Annotated in this window: 24 protein-coding genes and 1 pseudogene; 17 read left to right on the top strand and 8 right to left on the bottom strand. The window is 55.5% G+C overall.

The window, feature by feature from the left end; all coding sequences use genetic code 11:
* The first annotated feature begins 157 nt into the window (after window positions 1-157).
* Both ACFIOZ_RS21725 and recG read left to right on the top strand, forming a co-directional pair.
* Window positions 158-1,087, top strand: a complete 930-nt coding sequence (locus ACFIOZ_RS21725) for a hydrogen peroxide-inducible genes activator (protein WP_386081248.1) — start codon at window positions 158-160, stop codon at window positions 1,085-1,087.
* Complete coding sequence (gene recG, locus ACFIOZ_RS21720; RefSeq protein ID WP_386081246.1) at window positions 1,084-3,162, top strand: ATP-dependent DNA helicase RecG; 2,079 nt, start codon at window positions 1,084-1,086, stop codon at window positions 3,160-3,162. The genes ACFIOZ_RS21725 and recG overlap by 4 nt, the downstream gene beginning before the upstream one ends.
* On the opposite strand, the gene yccS is transcribed toward recG, so the two are convergent.
* Window positions 3,159-5,369: a YccS family putative transporter gene (gene yccS, locus ACFIOZ_RS21715; protein WP_386081244.1), complete on the bottom strand. Its 2,211-nt coding sequence runs from the start codon at window positions 5,367-5,369 to the stop codon at window positions 3,159-3,161. The genes recG and yccS overlap by 4 nt on opposite strands.
* A 172-nt stretch (window positions 5,370-5,541) precedes the next feature.
* On the opposite strand from yccS, the gene ACFIOZ_RS21710 reads away from it, so the two are divergent.
* From ACFIOZ_RS21710 to epsC, 8 genes and pseudogenes are all read left to right on the top strand, one after another.
* Window positions 5,542-6,360 carry a DUF3100 domain-containing protein gene (locus ACFIOZ_RS21710; RefSeq protein WP_386081242.1) on the top strand — a complete coding sequence of 273 codons (819 nt, stop codon included), beginning with the start codon at window positions 5,542-5,544 and terminating at the stop codon, window positions 6,358-6,360.
* Window positions 6,347-6,841, top strand: coding sequence for a hypothetical protein (locus tag ACFIOZ_RS21705; protein WP_386081240.1), 495 nt, complete (start codon window positions 6,347-6,349; stop codon window positions 6,839-6,841). Before ACFIOZ_RS21710 ends, ACFIOZ_RS21705 begins: the two co-directional genes overlap by 14 nt.
* A 10-nt stretch (window positions 6,842-6,851) precedes the next feature.
* Window positions 6,852-8,009: a M20 aminoacylase family protein gene (locus ACFIOZ_RS21700; RefSeq protein WP_386081239.1), complete on the top strand. Its 1,158-nt coding sequence runs from the start codon at window positions 6,852-6,854 to the stop codon at window positions 8,007-8,009.
* Between the two features lie 131 nt (window positions 8,010-8,140).
* Complete coding sequence (locus ACFIOZ_RS21695; protein ID WP_386081237.1) at window positions 8,141-9,031, top strand: NAD(P)-dependent oxidoreductase; 891 nt, start codon at window positions 8,141-8,143, stop codon at window positions 9,029-9,031.
* Entirely contained in the window at window positions 9,028-10,578 is a 1,551-nt protein-coding gene (locus ACFIOZ_RS21690) for an aldehyde dehydrogenase family protein (protein WP_386081235.1), read from the top strand. The genes ACFIOZ_RS21695 and ACFIOZ_RS21690 overlap by 4 nt, the downstream gene beginning before the upstream one ends.
* A gap of 75 nt (window positions 10,579-10,653) precedes the next feature.
* Window positions 10,654-11,529 carry a VOC family protein gene (locus tag ACFIOZ_RS21685; protein ID WP_386081234.1) on the top strand — a complete coding sequence of 292 codons (876 nt, stop codon included), beginning with the start codon at window positions 10,654-10,656 and terminating at the stop codon, window positions 11,527-11,529.
* Window positions 11,530-11,540: 11 nt separating this feature from the next.
* Window positions 11,541-11,690, top strand: a pseudogene (locus ACFIOZ_RS21680) (hypothetical protein); the annotation flags it as partial.
* A 58-nt stretch (window positions 11,691-11,748) separates the two neighbouring features.
* Window positions 11,749-12,303 carry a serine O-acetyltransferase EpsC gene (gene epsC / locus ACFIOZ_RS21675; RefSeq protein WP_386081232.1) on the top strand — a complete coding sequence of 185 codons (555 nt, stop codon included), beginning with the start codon at window positions 11,749-11,751 and terminating at the stop codon, window positions 12,301-12,303.
* Here epsC and ACFIOZ_RS21670 read toward each other — a convergent pair.
* From ACFIOZ_RS21670 to ACFIOZ_RS21655, 4 genes are all read right to left on the bottom strand, one after another.
* Complete coding sequence (locus ACFIOZ_RS21670) at window positions 12,300-13,214, bottom strand: LysR family transcriptional regulator (RefSeq protein WP_386081230.1); 915 nt, start codon at window positions 13,212-13,214, stop codon at window positions 12,300-12,302. The two genes, epsC and ACFIOZ_RS21670, sit on opposite strands and share 4 nt — an antisense overlap.
* A gap of 13 nt (window positions 13,215-13,227) precedes the next feature.
* Window positions 13,228-13,584 carry a hypothetical protein gene (locus tag ACFIOZ_RS21665; RefSeq protein WP_386081228.1) on the bottom strand — a complete coding sequence of 119 codons (357 nt, stop codon included), beginning with the start codon at window positions 13,582-13,584 and terminating at the stop codon, window positions 13,228-13,230.
* Entirely contained in the window at window positions 13,584-13,856 is a 273-nt protein-coding gene (locus ACFIOZ_RS21660) for an HU family DNA-binding protein (protein WP_064232353.1), read from the bottom strand. The genes ACFIOZ_RS21665 and ACFIOZ_RS21660 overlap by 1 nt, the downstream gene beginning before the upstream one ends.
* A gap of 101 nt (window positions 13,857-13,957) precedes the next feature.
* Entirely contained in the window at window positions 13,958-15,148 is a 1,191-nt protein-coding gene (locus ACFIOZ_RS21655; protein ID WP_386081226.1) for an NAD(P)/FAD-dependent oxidoreductase, read from the bottom strand.
* Window positions 15,149-15,255: 107 nt separating this feature from the next.
* On the opposite strand from ACFIOZ_RS21655, the gene ACFIOZ_RS21650 reads away from it, so the two are divergent.
* The 7 genes from ACFIOZ_RS21650 (at window position 15,256) to ACFIOZ_RS21620 (ending at window position 21,368) form a co-directional block, all read left to right on the top strand.
* Window positions 15,256-15,879 carry a chorismate--pyruvate lyase family protein gene (locus ACFIOZ_RS21650; RefSeq protein ID WP_386081224.1) on the top strand — a complete coding sequence of 208 codons (624 nt, stop codon included), beginning with the start codon at window positions 15,256-15,258 and terminating at the stop codon, window positions 15,877-15,879.
* A 35-nt stretch (window positions 15,880-15,914) separates the two neighbouring features.
* Window positions 15,915-16,805, top strand: coding sequence for a 4-hydroxybenzoate octaprenyltransferase (gene ubiA / locus ACFIOZ_RS21645; protein ID WP_386081223.1), 891 nt, complete (start codon window positions 15,915-15,917; stop codon window positions 16,803-16,805).
* A gap of 126 nt (window positions 16,806-16,931) precedes the next feature.
* A complete protein-coding gene (gene phoB, locus ACFIOZ_RS21640; protein ID WP_386081221.1) occupies window positions 16,932-17,621 on the top strand; it encodes a phosphate regulon transcriptional regulator PhoB in 690 nt (229 codons plus the stop codon).
* A gap of 2 nt (window positions 17,622-17,623) precedes the next feature.
* On the top strand, window positions 17,624-18,910 hold the full coding sequence (gene phoR / locus ACFIOZ_RS21635; RefSeq protein WP_386081220.1) for a phosphate regulon sensor histidine kinase PhoR: 1,287 nt from the start codon (window positions 17,624-17,626) through the stop codon (window positions 18,908-18,910).
* A gap of 305 nt (window positions 18,911-19,215) precedes the next feature.
* Entirely contained in the window at window positions 19,216-19,524 is a 309-nt protein-coding gene (locus ACFIOZ_RS21630; RefSeq protein ID WP_386081219.1) for a hypothetical protein, read from the top strand.
* A gap of 644 nt (window positions 19,525-20,168) precedes the next feature.
* Window positions 20,169-20,471, top strand: a complete 303-nt coding sequence (locus ACFIOZ_RS21625; RefSeq protein ID WP_386081217.1) for a hypothetical protein — start codon at window positions 20,169-20,171, stop codon at window positions 20,469-20,471.
* Window positions 20,472-21,044: 573 nt separating this feature from the next.
* Entirely contained in the window at window positions 21,045-21,368 is a 324-nt protein-coding gene (locus tag ACFIOZ_RS21620) for a hypothetical protein (protein ID WP_386081216.1), read from the top strand.
* Window positions 21,369-21,461: 93 nt separating this feature from the next.
* On the opposite strand, the gene ACFIOZ_RS21615 is transcribed toward ACFIOZ_RS21620, so the two are convergent.
* The 3 genes from ACFIOZ_RS21615 to phoU all read right to left on the bottom strand — a co-directional run bounded on the left by ACFIOZ_RS21615 (window position 21,462) and on the right by phoU (window position 23,614).
* Window positions 21,462-21,956: a copper chaperone PCu(A)C gene (locus tag ACFIOZ_RS21615; RefSeq protein ID WP_386081214.1), complete on the bottom strand. Its 495-nt coding sequence runs from the start codon at window positions 21,954-21,956 to the stop codon at window positions 21,462-21,464.
* A gap of 137 nt (window positions 21,957-22,093) precedes the next feature.
* A complete protein-coding gene (gene cysZ, locus ACFIOZ_RS21610; RefSeq protein WP_386081212.1) occupies window positions 22,094-22,810 on the bottom strand; it encodes a sulfate transporter CysZ in 717 nt (238 codons plus the stop codon).
* 78 nt (window positions 22,811-22,888) lie between these two features.
* The gene (gene phoU / locus ACFIOZ_RS21605) at window positions 22,889-23,614 is read right to left on the bottom strand and encodes a phosphate signaling complex protein PhoU (protein ID WP_088698318.1); all 726 of its coding nucleotides are present in this window, start codon (window positions 23,612-23,614) and stop codon (window positions 22,889-22,891) included.
* Window positions 23,615-23,638: the final 24 nt, after the last annotated feature.

Here is a 23,638-nt window from a genome sequence, read left to right as displayed (position 1 = left end):
CCTCTTGATTAATATTCCCTATTAGATGCAAAGTCTCTACTAGATATGAGATTGTCGGATAAGAAAACCGACGGCAGAGCTTGCTTGTCCTTTCCATCCCGCTGACTGCCACTTTGTTAGTCGCACGCTGCTACGAGAGGATGCCACTGGCACCGCTATGACTTTAACAGAACTTCGCTACATCGTAACCCTTGCCCAGGAGCGCCACTTTGGTCGCGCGGCAGAGCGCTGCCACGTTTCGCAGCCCACACTCTCGGTGGCGGTAAAAAAGCTGGAAGAAGAGCTCGAAACGCCGCTGTTTGAGCGATCCAAATCCACCGTACAGGTTACCCCGCTGGGTGAAAAGATCGTCGCTCAGGCCCAGCGTGTGCTGGAGCAGAGCAGTCTGATTTTTCAGCTCGCCAGTGCGGGCAAGGATCAGTTGGCCAACCCGCTGCGCATAGGGGCGATTTACACCATTGGGCCCTACCTGTTTCCCCATTTAGTGCCTGCCCTGGCGAACGCGGCCCCGCAAATGCCGCTGTATATTGAAGAGGGCATGACCGGAACGCTGCGCGGCAAGCTAAGAAGCGGCGAGCTGGATGTGATTATTGTCGCGTTGCCGTTTACCGAAACCGATGTAGTGACCAAGCCGATCTACGACGAAGCCTTTGAAGTGCTCATCCCCGCCAATCACCCTTGGGTCGAGCGGGAGGCGATCAATAAAGAGGACTTACTCGAAGAGCGCCTGCTGCTGCTTGGTGAAGGCCACTGCTTCCGCGATCAAATTCTGGAAGCCTGCCCGGCGATTACCCAAAAGCTCAACAGCCCCAACAATACGCTGATTGCGGAAGGCGGGTCGCTTGAGACCATTCGCCATATGGTGGCCTCTCGATTAGGTATCACGGTGCTGCCGCAGTCGGCTCTGGGTACCGACCAGTATGAAAATGCCATGCTGGCCAGCCGACCCTTTGTTGACCCAGCGCCCTCGCGCACCGTGGCGATCGCCTGGCGGGCAAGTTTTCCTCGCCCCAAGGCCATTGAGGCACTGATTCAGGCGATCAGCCACTGCCGTCAACCTGCCAAAGTTGTGAAAAGCGCCCCATGAGCGATCTTTCCGCGCCGATTACCGCGCTGAAGGGCGTAGGCGAAGCGCTGGCGCTAAAGCTTGGCCGGTTGGGTATCGAGCGGGTAAGCGACCTGTTGTTTCACCTGCCGCTACGTTATCAGGATCGCACCCGACTGACACCGATTGGCCTGCTGCGCGCGGGGCAGGAGGCGGTGATAGAGGGCGAAGTGACCGCCTGCGACGTGGTCAAAGGGCGCCGCCGCAGCCTGCTGGTGCGCCTGCGTGATGCTAGCGGTATTTTGAGCTTGCGCTTTTTTCACTTCTCACCGGCCCAGCAGCAACAGATGCGTCCTGGCGCCATGGTGCGCGCTTTTGGCGAAGCGCGGGCCGGGGCGACCGGTTTAGAGATCTACCACCCGGAATACCGGCTCAGTGGCGGTAGTGAGACCCCGGTGGAAGAGTACTTCACGCCGATTTACCCCACCACCGAAGGCTTGAACCAGCCGCGGCTACGCGCCCTGGCGCAGCAGGCGCTTGGTTTACTGGATGACGCCCCCGAGGCCTTGCCCGATGTAATACCCGATGCGCTTCTCACGCGCTTCCAACTGCCGGGCCTACACGCCAGCCTGCACTTGCTGCACCAGCCGCCTCCCGATGTGAATATAGAGCAGTTGACCAGCGGCCAGCACCCGGCCACTCGGCGGCTAGCGCTGGAGGAACTTCTCGCCCACCAATTGAGCCTGCGCGAAGTGCGCCTGCGTATTCAGGCGGATGGCGCACCGACGCTACCCTCCGGACGCAGTCTTCAGGCGCGCTTTTTGGCCCAACTGCCCTTTGCCTTAACCGGCGCACAGCGCCGCGTGCTGGAGGAGATCAGCCACGATTTAAGCCGACCGGCGCCGATGCTGCGGCTGATTCAAGGCGATGTCGGCTCGGGCAAAACCGTTGTCGCCGCCATGGCCGCGCTGAGCGCCCTGGCGGGCAACTGCCAGGCGGCGATCATGGCGCCGACGGAAATCCTTGCAGAGCAGCACTACCGGTCGTTTAAAGCCTGGTTTGAGCCGCTGGGCATCGAAGTGGCGTGGCTGGCGGGAAAGCTCAAAGGCAAAGCGCGGCTGGATGCCAAAGCGGCGATCGCCGATGGTCGCGCGCGCATGGTGGTGGGTACCCACGCGCTGTTTCAGGATGACGTTCACTTCCAGTGTTTAGGGCTGGCGATTATTGACGAGCAGCACCGCTTTGGCGTGCACCAACGCTTGGCGCTGCGCGAGAAGGGCGAGGCGGGCGGTCTGACGCCGCATCAGCTGATCATGACCGCTACGCCGATCCCCCGCACCCTAGCCATGAGCGCCTACGCGGATCTGGATGTGTCGGTCATCGACGAGCTGCCCCCCGGGCGTACGCCGGTAAAAACCGTGGTGGTGCCCGATGAGCGCCGCCCGGAAGTGGTGGAGCGCATTCGGCTAGCCTGCAGCGAAGGCCGCCAGGCCTACTGGGTGTGCACGCTGATCGATGAGTCCGAGGTACTGCAGTGTCAGGCCGCCGAAGTCACCCGCGACGAGCTCACCGTCGCCTTACCTGAGTTGGCGGTGGGCTTGGTTCACGGGCGCATGAAATCCAGCGAGAAAGCCGAAGTAATGACCGCCTTTAAAGAAGGAGAACTGGATCTACTGGTTGCCACCACAGTGATCGAAGTGGGCGTGGATGTACCCAACGCCAGCCTGATGATTATCGAAAACCCCGAGCGCCTAGGGCTTTCACAGCTTCACCAGCTTCGCGGCCGGGTAGGGCGCGGTAGCACGGAAAGCTTTTGCGTGCTGCTCTACCATCCGCCGCTGTCGAAAAGCTCCCGCCAGCGCTTGGCGGTCATGCGCGAAACCACCGACGGCTTCCGCATCGCCGAGAAAGACCTGGAAATCCGCGGCCCCGGCGAAGTCCTCGGCACCCGTCAAACCGGCCTTGCGCAGATGAAAATTGCCGACCTGGAGCGCGATGCCGACCTGCTAGAGCGGGTAACGGCCATGGCGCAAACGCTGCAGGGCAACCCTGACATCACCGCCGTATTGGTGCGCCGCTGGCTGGGGGAGGCTGGGGGGCGGTATGGGCAGGTTTAGGCGTTTGCGGTGGCGCTGCTTGGCGTGTGATCTTCGCTTCCCACCAACCGATTCGCCGCCTCGCCCAGCGGGGCGAGTTGCTCGGTAATAAGGCGTAACTGACTCTGGATAGGGCGATAAAGCGAAACCGCCTGTTCGTCTTCAGCTTTCACGTTTTGTTCATTTAGCTGGGCTAACAGTTCAGCGGCTTGATCCGCTAGTGGCTCAACCGGCTGGCGCTGGTTTAATTGCTCGGCGATTTGTCCCAGCAGCTCGCCAATACGTTTTGCTACCGGCACTAGCGTGGCGTCATCTTCATCGTCTGCTAACTGGTGGCGATGGGCGCCCAAGGCAGAGAGATGGCTGAGTAGGGTGTTGGAGAGCACCAGAAAGCGCAGCCCGTTGTCCGCGTCCAATTTTCGGTAGTGCCCCGGCTCATGGAGCATATTGGTAAGCAGGGTGGAGAGCGCTGCATCGGCGTTATGGGCATTGCGCCGTGCCAAACGGTAGGCTAAGTCGTCCTGCTTGCCTTCCTCGTATTGGTGAATAATTTCTTCAAGATAGCGGCGGTGGTTATTCAGTGCGTTGGCGGCCTCGCGGTAAAGCCTGCGTCCCTGCCAGTCGGGCAGAATAAAAAACACCGCTAAGCCCGCAATGAGCGAGCCAAGCAGGGTGTCGAGCAGCCGAGGCAGAATCAGGTCATAGCCGTCGCCTACCTGATTGAAACTGCACAGCACGAGCAGCGTGATGGACGCGGTGGCGATCACATAGTGCTTTTCGCGGTTGGCGAAGAAGGACACCCCCGCGGCCACGGCAATCATGCTCTGCACAAGCGGGTGCGGAAAGAGGCTGATCGACGCCCACCCTACTGTCAGGCCCAGTATCGTGCCCATTATCCGCTGTGACAAAAATCGCCGCGTGGTGGCAAAGTTGGGGCGGCAAACAAACAGCGTGGTTAGCAGAATCCAAAAGCCCTGCTCTGGGTCGATCCACTGAAGGAGGCCATAGCCGATCATCAGCGCGATAGAGAGCCGCGTCGCGTGTCGAAAGGTGGGGGAGCCGAGAGTAAAGTTCAGACGCACCCGCTTCCACGCTTCCAGCAAACTTGACGGCGAGCGGTCATATAGCGAACTGTCGCGCCGCTCATCGCTGACGCCGGGGTTATGGGCACTGGCCAACTGGCTTTCCAGCGTGGCCAGATTCTCTGCCAGCGCGCTCAGCGGGTAAAGCAGCGGGCGCCACTCGGGCTTGCCCCGATCACGTAGGTTCTCAATCGAGGCGTGTAGGTCGGCCAACGCCTCTTCGCTCTGCTGGTGGTCAAACGGGCGGTTGAGCAGCAGCGATTTCGCTAGCTGGCGGCAGGCGCGCCCCTGTTGATCCAGCAGCCGCTGACAGCGAAACAGCACATCGTGGTGGAAAAATGCTTTGCTGAGCGCGCTATAGGGGTAGTGGGTAGAGCTGGCGCGTTCGTGGATGTCCTGGGCAATAAAATAGATGCGCAGGTAGCGATTGAGTTTTTGGTCGCCACGCTGACCCTCTAAGCGCCGGAAAATCATCTCTTTGGCTTGATTGAGCGCATCGACCACTTTGCCGTTCTGGCGTGCCAAGGCCACCCGGCGCGCTTCCACATCGACACCGCGTACCGGTTCAAACAGCGCCGATTTCAGTATCAGAAACTCACCCAGCGCCTTGTACACCCTCGCCATGCTCTGCTTGACCGGCTGGCGCGAAAACAGTGCGCACCACACCACTGAAATTAGCCCGTACCACACCGCTCCCGCCAATAGCAGCAACTGGCGCGCAGCGACGTCTTCATCCACCCCGCCGTGCTGCTCGATGTTGATCATCGAGTAGATCGACAGTATCAGCGTACCAGAGGCAATAGTGGCGTAACGCTGGCCGATAGCGCCGAGCATAATCAGCGTAAAGGTGGAAAGTCCTAGGCCAATAACAAACAGCCACGGCCAGGGAAATAGCCACTGCACGATAAAGGACGCTGACGTAAAGCAGACCAGCGTTACCAGCAACGCTTGAAGGCGGCCTTGCCAACTGTCGTCGGTTTCAGACAGCGCACAGGCGATAATGCCTAGAAACAGCGGAATGACCAGCGCCACATCACCCATTAAACCGCTAAATAGCAACGCCCCGCTGAACGCTATAAAAACGCGCAGGCTGTAGGCGAATTTATCCAGTGTCCAAAGGCGTCGAAGCGGTAAAGATAGGGGCATAAAAGCTCTTATAGGTGTTTATTAGACTTTAGTATAAATGTGTGAGCGTTGGATGTCGCTACCTCAGCGCTCAACGGTTGAGTGTTCTAAAAAATAGCGCACTAAAGCCCTATGATTGAAACAGTAACCTTTCGATACTCGGGGTGACTCTAAAAAAAACAGGGACACTCCTATGGATCTCAAACTGCTGCTGGACTGGCGTCTTCACCTAACGGTGATCGTGACGTCGATGTTTGCCGAGTGGATCGGCATCGTACGTATCCCTCTTGGGCCTGGAACACTGCTATTACTACCACTGCTCTACGCCTTTGTGATTGGCGTTTTGTTTAACCCCCACCTTTTCTCGACAATGGGCAAGGTCATTCCCAAGCCGGTCAGCAACGCCGCCGGCCCGATCATCCTGATCGCCATCCTGCCGTTTATCGCCAAATTCGGTTCCACCATTGGCCCAGCGATCGAGCAGATCATAGCTGCCGGCCCTGCGCTGATTCTCCAGGAACTGGGCAATCTGGGCACCATGCTGATCGCGCTACCCTTTGCGGTATTAGTGCTCAAGATGGGCCGTGAAGCGATCGGTGCCACCTACTCTATCGCCCGTGAGCCCAATATTGCCATTATTTCAGACCGTTACGGGCTAAGAAGCCCTGAAGGTATTGGCATTATGGGCGTTTACGTCGTGGGCACCATGTTCGGTACGCTCTACTTTGCCTTAATGGCGGGCTATATCGCCTCGCTGGATATTCTCGATATTCGTGCCTTGGCCATGGCCTGCGGGGTGGGCAGCGGCAGTATGGTGGCGGCGTGTTCGGCTGCGTTGGCCGAAGCGGTACCCGCATCCAAAGACGAACTACTCGCCTTTGCCGGGGCAAGCAACCTGCTTACCTACGCTACCGGTCTGTATATCTCGCTATTTATCGCGCTACCGATCACCGAGTGGATGTACAAGCGCTTAAAAGGTTCGCGCCAGGAGGTTAGCCATGAAAACTCATGAGAGCCCGATCGATCAATTCGACGCTGAGGCGTTAAAAGAGCTACGCCCAGAAAATCAGCTGGGTAAAACCGCGTTGGTACTGGCAGCGGTGTGTGTGGCGGCGTGGTTTAGCAATATCGTCAACGGCTCGCCGCTGTTAGATGCGCTGCCGGGTATGCTGATTCTGTATGTGATGGTCATTATCGGTTTGGTGATTGGGCGATTTTGCCCTTTTTATCTACCCAGTGTGGCTTGGGTGTCGCTGGTGAGCATTATCGCAACGTTGCCCTTCTTCCCGGGTAATGGCTGGATCATCGCACGGCTAGCTGAGGTGGATTTCTTAGCGGTAGTGACGCCGGTATTGGCCTATGCCGGGCTGGCACTGACCGGCCGTGAGTTTGCCATGTTCAAGCAAACCGGCTGGAAGCTGGTAATTGTGGCCCTGTTGGTCTTCACCGGCACCTTTATTGGCTCTGCCGTTGTCGCCCACATGATGCTTTAAGGATAAGACGATGACTGCTTCAGTAGACTTACCGGATAGCGCAGAGCTCAAAGCGTGGCGCCATGATTTTCACCAGCACCCGGAAACGGCGTTTGAGGAGCACCGCACCAGCGCACGCATTGCCGAGTTGCTGACTGAGTGGGGCTTTGAAGTGACCACCGGTATTGCTGGCACGGGGGTGGTGGCCACTCTGGATGGACAACAGGGAGAAGGTAAAACGATCGGCCTACGGGCCGATATTGACGCCCTGGATATTCGCGAAGAGACGGCGCTGGCCTACGCCTCACAAACACCTGGCAAGATGCACGCCTGCGGCCACGATGGCCACACCACCATGCTGCTGGGCGCCGCCTGGGCGTTAAAGCAGCAGCCTGATTTTAAAGGGCGTGTGGTGTTTATCTTTCAACCTGCTGAAGAGAATGCCGGCGGCGGGCGGGTGATGGTCGAAGAGGGGCTGTTCGAGCGCTTCCCCATGGATGCGGTGTACGGCCTACACAACTGGCCGGGTCTGCCGGTAGGCGTTGCCGCGGTGCACGATACCGACGTGATGGCAGCCTTTGACATCTTTAGCCTAACGCTGACCGGCAAAGGCTGCCATGCGGCGATGCCGCACTTAGGTACTGATACGGTGTTGGCGAGCTGCCAACTGATCAGCCAGCTGCAAGGGCTGGTGAGTCGCGAAACACCCCCGGACAAATCTGCCGTGCTGAGTATTACCAGTATCAATGCGGGGGACACCTTCAACGTAATTCCCGAGCAGGTAGCGCTGCGTGGCACGCTGCGCTGCTTTGATATGACGCTAAAAGAGCATTTGGAGGCGCGCTTTAAGCAGGCGATTGCCAGCTTGGCGGAGTTTCATGGCTTGGCCGTTGAGCTGGATTACCAACGCTGCTATCCCGCCACTATCAATACCCCTGAAAACGCGCAGCACTGCGCCACGGTACTGGAGAGCATACTCGGTAGCGAGAATGTGATTCGTAACCCGCCGCCCAGCATGGCCTCTGAGGATTTCTCGTTTCTACTTACCGAGCGCCCTGGTGCCTATATCTGGATGGGCAACGGCGAGGCGTCTGCGTCGCTGCACAACCCGCGCTATGACTTTAACGATGAACTATTGCCGCTAGGCGCACGCTACTGGGTGGAGCTGGTAAGCGCACTGCTCGTCTAAATCAAACGTTAAACCTAAACAACCAGCGTTATTCGCTCTCTGATGCCCAATGGGTAGGGGAGCGTCTACGCCAAATATCAACACCGAACACGGCGCCACGTTACCCAAAAAGCGCTATAGGGAGTTTTAGGATGTCTTTAACCATTACGGTCATTGGGCTGGGGCAGATGGGCGGCAATATGGCGCTCACCCTCAAAGCAGCAGGGTTTGAAGTGACGGGTAGCGATCTATTTGAGCAGGCGCGGTCGCGCCTCGCTGCCCAGGGGGTACCAGTCGTGGCGCCCGAAGAACTTCCTGCAAGCGATGTGTACCTGCTGTCGCTGCCGACTTCCGCCCATGTGCGCGAGGTGATTGAGCAATCACCGGGCTTACTCAGCCTAGCGCCGAAAGGCAGTGTGATTGTGGATACGTCGACAAGTGATCCTCAGGTTAGTCGCGAACTGGCTGAAAGCGTCATCGCAGCGGGCCTTGAGTGGCTGGACGCCCCGGTCAGCGGCGGCCCAAAAGGCGCGGCCAGCGGCAAGCTTGGTATGTTGTTGGGCGGCGATGAAGCTACCATCAAGCGGGTGATGCCGATGCTGGAAGCGATGTCGGCCAAGCGCACCCGTGTGGGCGGCCCAGGCTGCGGCCATGTGGTGAAGCTGGCCAATAACTACCTGTGTGCGGCGCACTTGTTGACCACAGCAGAGGCAGTCGCCATGGCAGCCAAAGCAGGCGTTGAACCCGCCGCCTGTTTGGCGGGGCTCAATAGTGGCTCCGGACGCAGCGCGGTTAGCGAAGTGAATTTCCCCGAGTGGGTGCTAAGTGAACGTTTCGACTCAGGCTTTACCACCGGCTTGATGCGTAAAGACCTGCGTCTGGCGCGGGATGCCGCTGAGCAACTGGGTATTCCACTGCTGCTGTTACAAGCCGTTGTTGATGCCTGGCACGGGAACGCCGATCACCCCGCCGATAGTGACGACTTTAACCATATCACCACGCCGATTTTAGCACGTGCTACTCAAGCGGAGGGCAACCAATGAACGCACTCAGCCAACACGCTAGTGATCATCTTACCGAACTGCTCGAAGGTTTCGGGTTAGCCGCTGCCACGCCACTGAGTAACTGGGTTAATGGTGAATTAGTCGCGGGGGAAGGGGATGCGATCACCCTGACTAACCCGGCCACCGGCGAAACGCTGGTGAGTTATCGAGACGCAGGCGCTGGGTTGATTGAGCGTGCCGCCCAAGCGGCTGAGCGTGGGCAGCGCGAATGGATGGCGCTGACCGCCAGCGAGCGCGGTCGACGCATGAATGCCGCCATACGCGGTCTGGAGGGCCATGAAGAGGCGCTGGCGCAGTTGGAAAGTGTCGTTGCCGGTAAGCCGATTCGAGACTGCCGCGCTGAAGTCGGCAAAGTGCGCGAGATGTTCGAGTACTACGCGGGCTGGTGCGACAAACAGCATGGCGAAGTGATTCCGGTACCTACCTCGCACCTTAACTATGTGCGCCATGTGCCGTACGGCGTAGTGGGGCAAATTACTCCTTGGAATGCGCCGATGTTTACCTGCGCCTGGCAACTGGCCCCGGCCATTGCCGCAGGCAACGCCGCCGTATTGAAGCCCTCTGAGTTAACACCGTTCTCATCAGTGGTGATTGCCAAGTTACTTGAAAGCGGCGGGCTCCCTAAAGGGCTGATCAATATCGTCAACGGGCTGGGCAAAACGACCGGTGCGGCGCTGACCGATCACCTGGCCATTAGCAAGCTGGTGTTTGTGGGCTCGCCCCAGAGTGGCCGTATGATTGCCGAGGCGGGCGCACGGCGGCTGGTGCCCAGCGTTCTAGAGCTTGGGGGCAAGTCGGCTAATATCGTGTTTGCCGATGCCAAACTGGATGAAGCGGTGGCGGGTGCCCAGGCGGCCATTTTTGCCGCCGCTGGCCAGAGCTGTGTGGCAGGGTCGCGCTTATTGATTGAGCGCTCGGTGTTTGAGCAGGTCACCACCCGCTTGGCACGTGCAGCAGAGCAGATTCCAGTGGGCTTACCTAGCGACGAAGGCACCCGCATGGGGCCACTGCAGAACCACCGTCAGTTTGAGCAAGTGACGCGAATGATTGACGCCGCTGTCGCCGCGGGCGCGCGGCTCTTGACGGGTGGCAAGCGCCCAGCAGGGTTGCCAGATGAAGCCCAGGGCTACTTTATCGCGCCTACCGTGCTGGTTGATGTCACGCCGGATATGGAGATCACCCAGCAAGAAGTGTTTGGCCCGGTGCTGGTCGCCATGGCGTTTGACGATGAGAACCAGGCCATTCAACTCGCCAATGAGACGCGATTTGGCTTGGCGGGTGCGGTGTGGAGCCAAGATGTAGCGCGGGCGCATCGCGTCGCCGGGCAACTGCGTGCGGGTACGGTATGGATTAATAGCTACAAAGCGATCAGCGTCATGTCGCCGTTCGGCGGCTTTGGCGACAGCGGCTTTGGCCGCTCCAGCGGCCTGGATGGCCTGCGCGAATACACCGTGCCACAAAGCGTCTGGGTGGAAACCGCGCCCGAGGCCAGCGTCGCGTTTGGTTACGGCAGTGGTGTCGGTTGATTATCGAGCGGCACCTGAGGGTATTAGGCTAATCTGCTGGGGCGCTTCGCTCCGGCACTGTGAGGAGTTACTGCAATGAGCTTTGGTATTGATCATCCCTTAGTGGCGGTAGCCGATTTAGATGTGGCAGCCGAGCGCGCGACAGCACTGGGGTTTACCCTAAATCCGCGCCATAGCCATCCCTGGGGCACCGATAACCATCTGCTGTTTTTACGCCATAACTTCATTGAGTTGATTGGCATTGCTCATCCAGAGCTAACGGATTACCGCGATATTAATGGCTTTCAATTTGCGAAAGTGGTTGAGGCTCGATTAACCATAGGCGAAGGGATCGCCATGCTGGCATTAGAGAGTGAAGCTATGACGACGGATCATGCGCTGTTGTCTGCGCGTGGTTTTAAAGGCCACTCGCCTATTGAGTTTCGCCGACTGGCGCATCTCGACAGTGGCGATGTCGAGGTGGGCGTAGCATTAAATATTCTGCATAGCCCTGCACAGCCCTTTCTTACCCAATTTTTATGTCAGCAATTACGCCCTGAGCTGTTTCGCACCGATCCTACTCTTGAACAGCACGCGAATACGGCAACGTCGATAACCGATGTTTGGTATGTCTCAGATAATCCAGCCCATGATATAGATCACTTTCGGCATATTCATGGCGAAGATGCAGTGACTCCTCAGCGAGGTGGTTTCAAGATTCAAACGGAAAAGGGAAACTGCCATTTGCTAAGCTGCCAAGCCATCAGCGAGCACTTTGAAATATTAAGGGGTATCCCCGCGACACCTGCCAGAGCCGTGGCGTTGACGCTGGCTTGTCATGATATCGAGAGGGCTATTCAACACTGGAGTGAGCACGCTCTTCCATTTGTACGGCTCACTGAAAACGAGATCGATATACCGCCAGAAGTGTTAGGTGGAACCCTGCTACGCTTTTCCCAAATTTCTGCTTGAGGAAGCCAGCGATGGTCACAAATGCAGGCTTAGCCGCCAAAACCATTAACGCTCAACACGAAGCATTGTGGCAAGACGTTCGGTCGGCCGCGCTTGAAGCCTCGCACTCGCAGCCGATGCTCGCCGATTATTACCGCCACGCGGTGCTTGATCATTGCGATTTTTCTTCGGCACTAGCCGCTGTTATCGCGGAGACATTGGCGTCATCGCACATACCTTATGCGTCTGCACTGGCAGGCGTACGCGGTACTAGAAAGCCATCCGCTGATCGTCGAGTCTGCGCTGGCAGATCTTCAGGTATTGCTGCGAGAAGACGCGGCGATTCCAGAGCCTTTTACGCCGCTGCTGTATTTTTCGGGCTATCGCGCCTTGCAGTGCCATCGTATTAGTCATGCATGGTGGCAATCCGACCAAAAGAGCATGGCAAGCTATCTGCAATTTCGCAGTAGCAGTAAGTTTAGCGTCGATATTCACCCTGCAGCGCCTATCGGTAAAGGCATCTTTATCGACCATGGCGTAGGTATTGTGATTGGTGAAACAGCGATTGTGGAGGATGGTGTAACGCTTTTTCAGGGCGTCACATTAGGGGGTACGGGTAAGCTTAATGGTGATCGACACCCCAAAATACGGCGGAATGCTTTTTTGGGTGCAAACGCCGTTGTACTCGGCAATATTGAAATAGGTGAGGGCGCACGAATTGGCGCTGGGGCGATTGTCACAAAAAGCGTAACCGCTGGGGCGACGGTGGTGGGGCTGCCTGCGACTGCACGCTAATTCACATCGCGGAACGCCTGCATCCAGCGCTGCAAATGGCGCAGCAATAGTATGCATGCCTTAGGCTGTTGGCGGCCTACCCGGGTGACCATGTGGGCCTGGGAGCGCTGAAAAAGCGGATTATCTACCGGGCGCGCCACGAGTGTGCCGAGCTCTAGGTCGTGGGCGACAGCAAACGCGGGTAGCAGGGTAATGCCCATGCCACTGCGCACGTACTGTGCCAGCACCACCATAGAGTTAGTATTCATTGCCAGGCGCGGCGCAATCCGCGCTTGCTGAAAGGCCTGATCGACCATTTGGCGCACCCCGTGGCTGGCATCCCACATCGCCATGGGCTCGGCACTCAGTTGATCGAGAGAGAGCGGCGCAGGCTGGTTGGCCAAGGGATGGTCTGGCGACAAAATAGCCATCAGCGGCTGGGGGCTGGAGGCCCAGAAGCGAAGCTGAGGATGGGTGCGTTCATGGAACATTAGGCCGATATGGCTGTGATCATCGACCACGGCTTCAATAATGCCCGAGGTGCCGGCGATATGAATATCGAGCTGGATACCCGCGTAAAGCTGGGTGAACTCATGTAGCGGGGACGCTACTAAATCACTGACGAACCCTTCACCGACGGTGAGCGATATTCTACCGGTTTCCAGGCGCTGGTAGGATTCAAGTGACGCAATAAAGCCTTCATCAAGGGCACCGCGACGTTCGCAGTACTCAAGCAGCATTTCGCCTACCGGGGTAGGCGAAATGCCGTCACGCTGACGCTCCATCAGGGTGGCTCCCAGGGCTTCTTCCAGCAACACTATCTGCCGGCTAACCGCCGAGGGAGCTATGTCCAAGCGCGCCGCTGCGCGGCGCACTGAGCCAGACTCCAGGGTAACGCGAAAGTACACAAGGCGCTGATGAGGTATGTCCATCGTTAGTGAAGCGCTACAAGTACTTGAGTAGTTTTTGCAGCTTATTCATATCGGCGGAGTCACCCACCAAGCGCACGCTGCCGTCCATCATGCCGTCAAGAAAGGCTTGCTGAGTTGGCTTTTTGAGCACTTTCAATGCGGTATCCTGATCACGGAAACGCAGCTCAAGATCCAAGTCCACTGGCAATCCCTTACCGGTGCTGATGCTTTTCGGTGTCATCCGGTAGTGGCGGGAAATGCTTAGATCTTCCGTGGCAATACCCCAGTCCAGGCCGCGAATGCGTTCTAACTGTTCACGAAAGCGCGGTTTGCGGCGCAAGGCGCGTTTGAGCAGTACGCCCAGCAGCCACAGCGTCAGCTTGAGCTTCATTAGGAAACGGCGTCCTTAAGTCCTTTGCCTGGTTTAAAGGCAACGTTTTTGCTGGCCGGGATCTGCAGCGGAGCGCCGGTTTGTGGGTTTTTGCCGGTACGCGCTGCGCGCTCACGTACGGTGAAGGTGCCAAAACCAATCAGCGCGACATCTTCGCCCTTGGCACAACTGTTGGTGATTTCATCCAGAATAACGTTTAGCACTTGGCCTGCTTTATCTTTGGATAGGTCGGCACTTTCAGCGATGGCGGCAGCGAGTTCAGGTTTGCGCATAAGGAATCTCCCCTTGTTAATAAAAATCAAACAAATGCATGTTGTTGGGTGCGTAGCCGATTAGGTTAGCTTCTCTAGCCTAGTCGTGAACGCGACGAAAATCAGCCTAGCAGCGTAGGTGCTGCTCTGGAAAGCTCCACTTTCCTTCTCACGCAGCCACCTGTCAACGCAAAACCAATCAAACGTCCGTCTTTATTTTCAGCCAAGGCACTGATATCACCGCCTTCACCTTCAATTCGCCAGCGCTCCGGGGTGGTCGTTGGTGGGTAGGCAACCACCGGTAACAGCGGCGTTTTAACCACCACCGGCCAAGCGCCGAAGCTAACCGGCGTGGGTTTGCCTGAAAGGGTTGCTGCCAAAGCTTTAGCGCTGGCTTGCAGCGGCTGTACGTACATGGCATTAACGCCGTCCACGCAGGCTACATCGCCCAGAGCGTAGATATTGTGGTGCGATGTGCGTAATTGGCGATCAACGACGATGCCGCTAGGCGATACGCTTAAGCCAGCGGCCTCGGCAAGCGCCGTGCGGGGTATCAGACCGGTGGCCATTAGCACGAGATCAGCACTGACGCTGTCGCCGTTGTCCAAGCGCAATGCGATGTGATCACTGCTTTCGGCGGCTATTGAAACAATTGAACGGCCAAGGTGAAGTTGGATACCTGCTTCGCTAAAGGTGTCGCCTAGGGCAATGCCCAAGGGCGGTGGCAGCAAGCGAGGAAGCAGGGTTCCTTCGGGGGCGACAATGCTGACCGAATGGCCTCCGGCGTGGAGGTCGTTGGCAAATTCACAGCCAACCAGCCCAGCGCCAATGATTGCTACCCGGGATGGGCCGTGGCCCAACGCTTTATAGAAGCGGCGGTAGTCGTCTAGGTCATTGATCGTAAAGCAGCGTGACGCCACGCTGGGATCGAGAGTGAAGGGCACCCGTGGAGCAGCACCGGTGGCCAGTACCAGTGTGTCGTAGCCAAGCACAGTGGCATCTTCAAGAAAAACTTTTTGGTTATCCACATCCAGTGCGCTTACCTGGGTGTGGATAACCAGCTCGGCATTAAGCTCTTCGCCCAGTTCGCTGGCGCTCCGCTGGGCCAATTGGTCAGGCTCCAAGCCTTTGGCGAAGCCGGTGGAGAGTAACGGCTTGCTGTAGTCATCACCGCTGTCTGCGCTCACCAGCGTGATTGAGCGTGGGTCGCCCAGGCGGCGCAGCGCCCGCGCAAGGCCAACCCCTGCCATACCGGTGCCAATAATCACCAGCGCAGCGTGAAACGAAGGTTTTTGTGCTTGGGGTGCGGGCATGCAGACACCAAAAGAGTTGCTAAAGAAAAAATGACTAAAAAAAGGCTGCCAATAATGAGAGGCGCTCAACCGTTTTATGAAAAAAGTCGCTAAAACCAAAGCCTCCAATGCCTCATGTTACACTAGCCAGCCCGTTAATTGCCCAGGAGAACTCGGTGACGGCTGCTGCTTTTCGGCAAACTCCTCTATTTTCCCGCTGGCGCCCGATTGATGCGGCGCGCCCGGCGATGAGTGCTTCCTGGTGGCAGTGGGTTGCCTCCACCGACTCGTTAACTGCACGCTTAATGGCAGCGGGGGGAGATAAGCCGTTTCGTGTAAGGCTGCTACGCCAGGGCGTCGGCTGGCCGCAACAGGATGAGGCGCAGGCGCTGGGCATTGGTGCCAAACGGTACGCCTGGCTGCGGGAAGTAGCGCTCTGCTTGGATGAAACTCCCTGGGTGGTGGCACGCTCGGTCGCCCCGCTCACGCAGCTCAAGGGCCAGCGGTTGGAGCGTCTGGGTGAACGCTCACTAGGCAGTTGGCTATTTCGTCAGCCGGGTTTAATCCGTGGGTCATTAGAGGCGACGACGCAAGCGCCGACTTTCGCTAGCGTGAGCGGTATACAAGGAAACGCTGCTTGGGGCCGTCGCTCTGTTTTTTATTACGGCTGTAAGCACGGCTCTCTGTCGTTATTAGTTCAAGAGTACTTTTTGGGTGCAATGGCTGATGATCTTGGTCTGCCTTCGCGCTAGGCTAGCGCCTGCATCTTATTCTTCGTGAGGTAAGCATGGATCGTTCATTGTTGCGGCCAAAGGGGTGGGCTCGCGTGGCAGATTTTTTACAGCTGATGCGCTTGAATCGACCGATAGGTACATGGCTGTTGATGTGGCCGACGCTGTGGGCACTTTGGGTCGCTGCAGAAGGAGTACCCGGGCGAAATGTGCTGCTGATTTTCGTAGCCGGTGTTTACGTGATGCGTGCCGCGGGCTGTGTAGTCAACGATTATGCTGACCGTCACTTTGATGGCCATGTGAAACGTACCAAAAACCGTCCATTAGCCACGGGCCGCATCAGCGAAACCGAGGCGCAGCTGCTGTTTATTGCCCTGGTGGCCGCGGCCTTCATTCTGGTACTGCTCACCAACTGGTTTACGGTGCTGCTCTCGCTGGGCGGGGTACTGCTGGCGACTATTTATCCGTTTATGAAGCGCTATACCCACTTTCCCCAGTTGGTTTTGGGGGCGGCGTTTTCCTGGGCAATTCCAATGGCCTTTGGCGCCGTGCTGGGCTACTTGCCGCTGGAAGCATGGCTGCTATTCTGCGCCAATGTGTGCTGGACAGTGGCCTACGATACTCAGTACGCCATGGTCGATCGCGACGATGATTTAAAAATTGGCATTAAATCGACAGCGGTGCTGTTTGGAAATGCAGACCGTTTGATCATTGGCCTTCTCCAGTTAGCTACCCTGGGGTTGCTGGCATGGGTAGGCTGGCGGGTTGGTTTAGGTGGTTTCTTTTGGCTAGGGCTCGCGGCCATGGCGGCGACTTTCCTGCATCAACAGTGCTTGATTCGCCACCAGGAGCGGGATGCTTGCTTCCAGGCGTTTCTCAATAATCACTGGTCGGGGCTGCTGATTTTTGCCGGTATCGCGCTCAGTTGGTGGCCTGTGACGGGCTAATTTTTTTGAATGTCATATAATTGTCATCAAGTCATGGTGTTATCGTCACTGATATGTCATTGAACTGTTTATCTTTAAACTAGTTTTCATTGAGCTCGTTTACTTTGAACACCGTGAGGCTCTGGTATGACCGCCAAGACCGTTCTGATTGTCGATGATGAGGCGTCGATTCGCGAGATGATCGCGGTAGCGCTGGAAATGGCTGACTATCGCGTGCTCGAAGCGGATAACGCCCAGGATGCCCATGCCATGGTGGTCGACCACCAGCCTGATCTACTGCTGCTGGACTGGATGATGCCCGGCACTAGCGGAATTGAGCTGGCAAGGCGCTTAAAGCGTGAAGAAGCCACTGCCGAGATTCCCATTATTATGCTCACCGCGAAAGGCGAAGAGGATAATAAAATTCAAGGGCTTGAAGCCGGTGCCGATGACTATATCACCAAGCCTTTTTCACCCCGGGAACTGGTGGCTCGGCTAAAGGCGGTGCTGCGTCGTGCGACCCCGCGTGGCGTTGAAGACCCGATTGAAATCAACGGCCTGCTGCTTGATCCGGTGAGCCACCGGGTCAGCGCCGACGGCAAAGCGCTGGAAATGGGGCCCACCGAGTACCGATTGCTACAGTTTTTTATGACCCACCAAGAGCGCGCTTATACACGTAGCCAACTGCTTGACCAAGTATGGGGTGGCAATGTGTATGTCGAAGAGCGCACGGTCGACGTGCATATTCGCCGCTTGCGCAAAGCGCTGGGCGACGTGCATCAAAACCTGATTCAAACGGTTCGGGGTACCGGTTACCGTTTCTCTGCTCGGGTGTAAATGTGCGCCTATGGAGCCGTGAGCTGTGGCGGCTAGCGTGGCTGGCCACGCTGGGCACCTGTCTGGGCTGGTTATTGGGTTCAGCAGGGCTAGGGCTGTCGGCAGGGCTTGCAATATGCCTTTTTTATCATCTGCGGCAACTGCGAGAGCTTTACCTGTGGCTCACCCTCCACCCCCATGATGAGCCACCTGCTGCCAGCGGAATGTGGGGCGAGCTATTTGATCGCCTATACCGCTATCAAAAAAGTCAGCGCATTACCCAAAGCCGCCTGAGGGCTACTTTGGCACGTATCCAGGAGTCCTCTGAAGCAATGCGCGACAGTGTGGTCATGCTTGATCGCCATGGTGATTTAGAGTGGTGGAACAGCGCGGCCACCGCCATGTTAGGGCTACAAACTGCCCACGATAGGGGCCAACACATCACCAACCTGCTGCGTGATCCCAGTTTTATCAGCTACTTTAATGCGCGTAACTACAGTGAACCGTTAACGCTCACCTCGCCGATTGATGAGCGACGAATCCTGCAGTATCAAATTACCCTCTACGGCGACGACGAGCGCTTGGTCATGGCTCGCGATATTACCCGCTTACATCGTCTTGAGCAGATGCGGCGCGACTTCGTCGCCAACGTCTCCCACGAGCTGCGCACTCCTCTGACCGTGCTTTCCGGCTATTTAGAAACCTACAGTGATATCGCCGATCAGCTTCCTCCCCGCTTGGGTCGCAGTATCCAGCAGATGCAGGAGCAGACCCAACGTATGCAGAATTTGGTCAATGATTTATTGCTGCTCTCGCGGTTGGAGATTGACCAAGGCGGTCAAGATCATCACCCCTTGTCACTTGCGCCTCTGCTGCAAAGCGTTTGTGCTGATGCGCTAGCCCTGTCGCATCAACGGCATACCATCACCGTTGCGCTCGAGAGCGACGCCCGGTTATTAGGCAGTGAGCAGGAAATCCGTAGCGCCGTCTCTAATCTTGCCTTTAATGCGGTTCGCTACACGCCAGCAGGTAGCCAAATCACACTGCGCTGGAAAGCTGACGCTTCAGGCGGCGGCTATATCGATGTAGAAGATAACGGTGAAGGCATAGACCCTGTTCATATACCCCGCTTAACAGAACGCTTTTACCGGGTCGATAAAGGGCGCAGCACGGCGACCGGTGGCACGGGTTTAGGCTTGGCCATCGTTAAGCACGTGTTGTTGCGTCACGATGCGCAACTGCAAATTGAATCCCTCCCCGGCAAGGGCGCCCTGTTCCGCTGCGCCTTCCCCTCCTCGCGTCTGGTTTAATTTAGCAAGGGATCCGACGCACAACGTTTGTAGAAGTGTGCAATATTGGCATGCAAGGTTGGTAAAACTTACTCATGTGTCATTTTTATACAGCTTTAAGCGCAAATTAATGGCTTGGGTAGTATCTCTTTGGTATAGCGTTAATAATATAAGTTATTGATTTTATTTAATTTATATTTTTATTGAGACTTTTGGCATGCCATCTGCAAGTTGTTGAGTAAGGAAGACGACCGCAGGAAATGCTGGCTACTGGTTAGCCCTTCTTTCTTAACCAAGCGGTAACAAACAGCGATCGGAGGTGGAATATGATGTCCAAGGATTTACTCAAGAAAGCTGGCATTTTAGGTGTATCTTTTGGTCTGATGGCAAGCCCATTGGCTTTTGCACAAACAGATGAAAACACTGCAATTGATGAGAACCAAGGCATCACGGCTGATGAGCAGCCAATGGATGCACAGGGTACTGGTAGCTCTAGCAGCAGTGATAGCATGACTAACGATTTAACCCATGACGAAGGCGACGATGCTAGCGACATGGAGCCTCAATCCAGCAGTCACTCAAGCGATGCTGAATATGATGCAGATGATCTTGTTGAAGAAAATGGCGGTAGCTAAATCATTGATGACTTTTTAGATATCATTGAATGCTTTTTCATGGGATGAAGAAGTGATCAACAGGATGTTATAGATAAGGATGTTGTTCAGATTCACGGAAGAATCAATAGGAAATCAAAACGCTAGTCAGGGTAAATTCCAAGGTTGGAGTCCCGCACAAGGAGTGGAAGCTAGCGTTAGTCATTACCTATAATCAATTCTGATATCGGGCCCCGCAGTGCGGGGCCTAATTTTTTGCTGTCTGCTTTCTCTCCTCTGTTTTTTCCTTATTACTTCTGCCCCCTCGCCTTCACTGCCACACCTTTCCTATACTCTTTTCGTTTTTCTATAAACGCTAACGTCTAGCGGCCTATTAGCAGCTGTGCCTGGGTTGCTTTGATCAGTGTGTCATAAAGGCACAGACAATTTTGCGCATGTGTCATTAGTGCACATGTTATTAGCGTGCTTTTGTTTTTAGTGGCATATTATTGTGCACAATATAAATGGTTTAAGTTTATGATTTTTGGCTAATAATTTTTAAATTTATGAGCTTGGCACTGCATATGCATTACCAAGGCAGTGAAGCTAACCGCAGTGAGATATCAGCCAAAGTGCCCCTCTCACTTCACTTCAGCGGTATCAAATAGTCACCAGGAGTAAATAGTATGTTTAACGTATTTGTTAAAAAAGCAGCCGTTGTCGGTCTCTCTTTGGGTTTGCTGGCAAGCCCGCTTGCCTTTGCACATATCTCTATCAAAGCGAATCAAGATTTGACCGTTAATGATGAGCCGATTCAAGCTCAATCGCAGCGCACGAACGATCAAGCTGAGTTTAGCCCATCTGACTTGATGTACGACGAAGGTGATTATCCAAAGGTTATCAAGGCAGAGTCACACCGCACTAGCACTCAAGCAGACTTCACAGCGAAAGATTTAACCCAGGACGAGGGTGATGGAAACGTTTGGTAACAAAAGTTTGCAATTTTGAAGAAATATATTACGATGAGAGAGTGATCTAAACACGCCGACGCGTGTCACACCACAGGGATGCTCATCAATTCACGGAGTGAATCAAACGACAATCAGAGCGCTAGTCAGGGTTAAATTCCAAGGTTGGAGTCCCGCAAAAGGAAAGGAAGCTAGCGTTAGTCATTGTCCTAGTATTGTGTCCTTAGACCCTGCTGATGCGGGGTCTGATTTTTTGGGGATGCAAGGCTCTCTTGATGCTCCTCTCTTCGCTCAACGTGCTACTTACGCGTTGCTAGATTCATCCCTTCATCGCACGCTCTCAGCCCGTTCGCTGGAATACCGATGCTGGTTTTTGTATAAATATAGCGGCGCATGTGTAATTATTGCACAATTGTTCTTGGTAAAATAAGCTTGCGAGAGCTTATTTTTTGCACAATATTTCACCCATAAGATAATGATTTATTAGTATTTTTTATTTATTTGTGGGGTCTGGTATGCAGAGTGCTTTATTAATGATGTAGTGGCCGCTTTTACTACCATGAAGCGGTATAAAGAAATAATGAGGAGAGCGTCATGTTATCGAAAGAAATGGGTAAAAAACTCGCTGTCGTAGCGACTGCTTTTGGTCTACTCGCGAGCCCACTGGCAATGGCGAACTCATCAATTGAATTGAACAAAGACCGTTCCGCTGGTCAGAATGTGATCGATAAGCCAACGTCACATAAACCGTCGAACGCAGCTAATGCCTCGGCTAATGACTTGAATCGCGATGAAAGCGATAGTTTAGATTTCTCGCCATCAAGCAGCGCTTCTGATGCCGGAGCAAGAAATCATCGCGGTGAAAATATCCGCCCAGAAGATTTGACCCGGGATGAAGGCGATAGCACGGAGTGGTAAATAGTCAAATAAGTGTAACTGCTAATGTAAGCGTAACTCGCTAAAAACCCCGCTTCGGCGGGGTTTTTAGCGATGTGTTATAAGCAACCGACATCAGTGATGATGTCCCTCCGCGGCTTCGCTACCCTCTTGAGCGCTCTGTATCCAGACTTCAATGGCCACATCACCTTGCTCCGCAAAGGTGAGAGTGAGTGGGAATCGCTCCCCCTCCTTCAGCGGCTTGGTTAAACCAAGCAGCATTAAGTGAAAGCCGCCACCAGGGCGCATGGTATAAGTCTCCCCTGTCTGGATACGAATCTCATCCACATGCCGCATTTGCATCATGTCGTCGTTCATTTGCATATCGTGCAGTTCAACGCTGCTGCTTGCCGGGCTGCTCGCGCCGATAAGAGTAACCGTGTCAGAAAAGGCGGTGATATCTACATAGGCGGCGCCATTCTCGGCACCCGGAGGGGTCGGGGTGGCGAAGGGATGCGCGATACGCAGAGCGTCTGTTTGTACGTCGTGGGCGAGTGCCACCGTCGCCATTGAAATAAACATGGCGCCCATCAAGAGTACGCCAGCCAGCCGAGCCAAGGGTTTTAACATGCGGTGATTCCTTTATTGTTGGTTGAGTCCAGAATAGACAAGCAGAACGTAAAGGTAGCAAAGCAGGCGTAGCCTGGGTAATACACACTTTGTGCTTCTACTGCGACGTGATGCCGCGTGGGCCTTTTCGTGTGTCATTACATGCCGTCTCGGTAATGGTCATCCCAGAGCAGCACGGCACCGGCTACGGCACCGGGAATCAGAAACAGGTTGGCCAGTGGAATCCAGGTGATGAGCGTGACCAGTCCGCCAAAGCTAAGGCTTTGCCACCAGCGCTTAGCGAGTCGTTGACGCATATCGGTAAACGTCACCTTGTTGTTATCCATTGGGTAATCCAAATAGGTGATGGCCATTACCCAGGCAGAAAACAGCGCCCAGAGTAGTGGAGTAACTAAATTCACGCCGGGAATCCAACTGATCACAAACAGGCCCGCAGCTCGGGGCAGAATATAGGCGAGCTTAACAAATTCGCGACCCAGGGCATCAAGGGCTGTTTTGGTCAGATTTCGGTCATCCAGAGGCTCACGCCCCGTGGCTTGAATTTCAACTTTCGCGGCTAAGAAGCCGTAAAAAGGGGCTGCGATTAAGCTGGTCACCAGCGTGAAGGTAAAAAACACCACGACGAGCAGGCAAATCACAAACAGGGGCCAGATTAGCCACGCTAGCCAATCAAGCCAGGCAGGTACCATGCTCATCCAATGTGCTAACCAGCCATCGAAGCGGTTGAGCACAAAGCTGAACATGCTTACGTAAACAATTAGATTGACTAAAATCGGCAGGAAAATATAGCGGCGCATACCCGACTGATACACACAGCGTGTACCTCGGCTAAGCGCAGTGACAGCATCCAGCATGGTGGGGAGCTCCTCGTGATTCAAACGTCCAGACCGCTTAGCAGCCTGGACGTATTGCAGGAGGAAAGCCCTATCAGGTCAAGACTTTTTTAGTACCTTCGGATCCAGGTCGTCGGTGTCGCTATGGCGAATATCCAGTCCTTTGACGAGATAAACCACGTACTCCGCGAGGTTATCGGCGTGGTCACCCACCCGCTCCAGTGCGCGTAGTACCCACATGATGCTGAGCACTGATGTAATTGAGCGCGAGTCCTCCATCATAAAGGTCATTAGCGAACGCATAGCGCTGCTGTACTCGTCGTCAACCAGCTCATCTTCGCGCACGACCTGCATGGCCAGGTCGGTATCAAAGCGGGCAAAGGCGGTGAGCGCATCGCGAAGCATTTTACGCACGTGCTCGCTGATATGACGTACTTCCACCAAGCCTCGAATAGTACTGGTATTTTCACTTAGTAGCAGCGCGTTGCGGGCGATTTTGCTGGCTTCATCGCCAATGCGCTCAAGGTCTGAAGTAGCGCGAATGACGGCCAGCACCAGGCGTAGATCGGATGCTGCAGGCTGGCGGCGCGCCAGCACGCGGGTACATTCGTCGTCGATTTGCAGCTGCAGGTCGTTGACCTGACGATCATTGTCACGCACCTGCTCGGCTAAGCGAGTATCCCCCTCCAAGAGGGCAAAGACAGCATCCTGCACTTGTTTTTCCACCAGACCGCCCATGGCCATCAGGTGGGTCTTCAGCTCTTCCAGCTCCTGGTTGAACTGGCGAGAGATATGCTGGCTGTGAGAGTCGCTAGTAATATCCATGGAGCACTCCTGACGTTTTCGTCG

Source organism: Vreelandella sp. F11 (assembly GCF_042466685.1).
Taxonomy (GTDB): Bacteria; Pseudomonadota; Gammaproteobacteria; order Pseudomonadales; family Halomonadaceae; genus Vreelandella.
The sequence above is the reverse complement of the archived record's forward strand: the minus strand, read 5'-3'. Positions and strand labels throughout refer to the sequence as shown.

Bases quoted from the DNA above. Each gene is read 5' to 3' on its own strand.
- ACFIOZ_RS21665 (WP_386081228.1), bottom strand. From the start codon at position 13,584: ATGAAGCTCAAGCTGACGCTGTGGCTGCTGGGCGTACTGCTCAAACGC.
- ACFIOZ_RS21695 (WP_386081237.1), top strand. From the start codon at position 8,141: ATGTCTTTAACCATTACGGTCATTGGGCTGGGGCAGATGGGCGGCAAT.
- phoU (WP_088698318.1), bottom strand. From the start codon at position 23,614: ATGGATATTACTAGCGACTCTCACAGCCAGCATATCTCTCGCCAGTTC.
- epsC (WP_386081232.1), top strand. From the start codon at position 11,749: ATGCGTCTGCACTGGCAGGCGTACGCGGTACTAGAAAGCCATCCGCTG.
- ACFIOZ_RS21705 (WP_386081240.1), top strand. From the start codon at position 6,347: ATGAAAACTCATGAGAGCCCGATCGATCAATTCGACGCTGAGGCGTTA.
- cysZ (WP_386081212.1), bottom strand. From the start codon at position 22,810: ATGCTGGATGCTGTCACTGCGCTTAGCCGAGGTACACGCTGTGTGTAT.
- ACFIOZ_RS21620 (WP_386081216.1), top strand. From the start codon at position 21,045: ATGTTATCGAAAGAAATGGGTAAAAAACTCGCTGTCGTAGCGACTGCT.
- ACFIOZ_RS21615 (WP_386081214.1), bottom strand. From the start codon at position 21,956: ATGTTAAAACCCTTGGCTCGGCTGGCTGGCGTACTCTTGATGGGCGCC.
- ACFIOZ_RS21630 (WP_386081219.1), top strand. From the start codon at position 19,216: ATGATGTCCAAGGATTTACTCAAGAAAGCTGGCATTTTAGGTGTATCT.
- recG (WP_386081246.1), top strand. From the start codon at position 1,084: ATGAGCGATCTTTCCGCGCCGATTACCGCGCTGAAGGGCGTAGGCGAA.
- ACFIOZ_RS21690 (WP_386081235.1), top strand. From the start codon at position 9,028: ATGAACGCACTCAGCCAACACGCTAGTGATCATCTTACCGAACTGCTC.
- ACFIOZ_RS21700 (WP_386081239.1), top strand. From the start codon at position 6,852: ATGACTGCTTCAGTAGACTTACCGGATAGCGCAGAGCTCAAAGCGTGG.
- ubiA (WP_386081223.1), top strand. From the start codon at position 15,915: ATGGATCGTTCATTGTTGCGGCCAAAGGGGTGGGCTCGCGTGGCAGAT.
- ACFIOZ_RS21660 (WP_064232353.1), bottom strand. From the start codon at position 13,856: ATGCGCAAACCTGAACTCGCTGCCGCCATCGCTGAAAGTGCCGACCTA.
- ACFIOZ_RS21625 (WP_386081217.1), top strand. From the start codon at position 20,169: ATGTTTAACGTATTTGTTAAAAAAGCAGCCGTTGTCGGTCTCTCTTTG.
- ACFIOZ_RS21655 (WP_386081226.1), bottom strand. From the start codon at position 15,148: ATGCCCGCACCCCAAGCACAAAAACCTTCGTTTCACGCTGCGCTGGTG.
- ACFIOZ_RS21725 (WP_386081248.1), top strand. From the start codon at position 158: ATGACTTTAACAGAACTTCGCTACATCGTAACCCTTGCCCAGGAGCGC.
- yccS (WP_386081244.1), bottom strand. From the start codon at position 5,369: ATGCCCCTATCTTTACCGCTTCGACGCCTTTGGACACTGGATAAATTC.
- ACFIOZ_RS21670 (WP_386081230.1), bottom strand. From the start codon at position 13,214: ATGGACATACCTCATCAGCGCCTTGTGTACTTTCGCGTTACCCTGGAG.
- ACFIOZ_RS21685 (WP_386081234.1), top strand. From the start codon at position 10,654: ATGAGCTTTGGTATTGATCATCCCTTAGTGGCGGTAGCCGATTTAGAT.
- ACFIOZ_RS21710 (WP_386081242.1), top strand. From the start codon at position 5,542: ATGGATCTCAAACTGCTGCTGGACTGGCGTCTTCACCTAACGGTGATC.
- ACFIOZ_RS21650 (WP_386081224.1), top strand. From the start codon at position 15,256: ATGCCTCATGTTACACTAGCCAGCCCGTTAATTGCCCAGGAGAACTCG.
- phoB (WP_386081221.1), top strand. From the start codon at position 16,932: ATGACCGCCAAGACCGTTCTGATTGTCGATGATGAGGCGTCGATTCGC.